This is a genomic window from Candidatus Melainabacteria bacterium RIFOXYA2_FULL_32_9 (assembly GCA_001784615.1).
GTDB lineage: Bacteria > Cyanobacteriota > Vampirovibrionia > Gastranaerophilales > UBA9579 > UBA9579.
In genome coordinates this window covers 3,919-5,179 of the sequence record MFRQ01000019.1, presented here as the reverse complement: position 1 = coordinate 5,179, position 1,261 = coordinate 3,919, and the positions used below count along the sequence as shown (strand labels likewise).

The following is a 1,261-nucleotide window of genomic DNA, read 5'->3' as shown; positions in this document are numbered from 1 at the left end:
TCAAAAATTATGGGGGAAAATTAATAGAAACTCCTCAAGTCATAGCTTTAAATAAGATCGATGCAGCAGACCCGGATAAAATCAGCTCCACTGAAGAACACTTTAAGAATGAAGGTAAAGACGTTTTTATAATTTCCGCTGCAACCGGAGAAGGGGTTCAGGATCTTGTTAATTATTTAATTAAAAAAGTAGATGAAATACCTCCACCAACGCTTGAAATTGATGTAGAAGAAGATCATGTGGCTTATGATCATGATGACAGCGGATTTATGGTATATAAAGAGAAAAAAACCTATGTCGTAACCGGTGGAAGAATAGAACGACTTGTATCTGTAACAGATCTAAGAAATATAGAAGCTATTTGGAGATTACAGAATATATTAACATCAATGGGAGTGCTTAAAGCACTTAAAGAGGCAGGCATAAAAGATGGAGATCTAGTCAGGATCGCAAATTATGAGTTCGAGTATTATGCGAACGAGATAAGAGAGGTACACGATGAAGGATAAGACATTTTTAATGATTCCCGGGCCAACCCCAACACCGGAAAGTGCACTTTTAGCAATGGCAAAACATCCTATAGGTCATAGAAGTCCCGAATTTTCAGCTATTCTTAAAGAAGTATTTCAAGATTTAAAATGGTTATTCCAGACTAAAGAAGATGTATTTGTCTATACTTCAAGCGGTACCGGAGCTATGGAAGCCGCTATTTATAATCTCGTAAATCCTGGAGATAAAGTGCTTTGTCTTATCATAGGCAATTTTGGAGAAAGATGGGCAAAAATTGCTGCATCAAAAGGAGCTATAGTAGAAAAAATAGAAGTTGAATGGGGAAAAGCAATTGACCCGGTAGTCCTTAAGAAAAGACTTGACGAAGATGTTAATAAAGAGATAAAAATAGTTACTTTGACCCACAATGAGACATCAACAGGCGTAACTAATGATGTAAAAACTCTAAATGATATTATTCAAACTCATGGAGCTTTATCAGTAGTTGATGGAATTACAAGTATCGGAGCTATTGAATTTAAAATGGATGAATGGGGTGCTGATGTTATAGTTTCAGGAAGCCAAAAGGGTTTTATGATTCCACCGGGACTTGCTTTCCTGGCCTGTAGTCAAAAAGCCTGGAAAGTTTATGAACAATGCAAATATCCTAGCTTCTATTTCAACTTTGGTGCATATAAGAAAAACGCTCAAGATGACACCACACCATATACACCTGCTGTTTCATTAATAATAGCTTTAAGAGAAACTTTAA

At 36.2% G+C, this 1,261-nt stretch carries 2 pseudogenes (both running past the window's edge); both read left to right on the top strand.

The window, feature by feature from the left end:
- A pseudogene (locus A2255_08970) lies at positions 1 to 509 on the top strand (hypothetical protein) (it extends 784 nt beyond the left edge of the window).
- Positions 499 to 1,261, top strand: a pseudogene (locus A2255_08965) (septum site-determining protein); it runs 329 nt beyond the window's last position. Before A2255_08970 ends, A2255_08965 begins: the two co-directional pseudogenes overlap by 11 nt.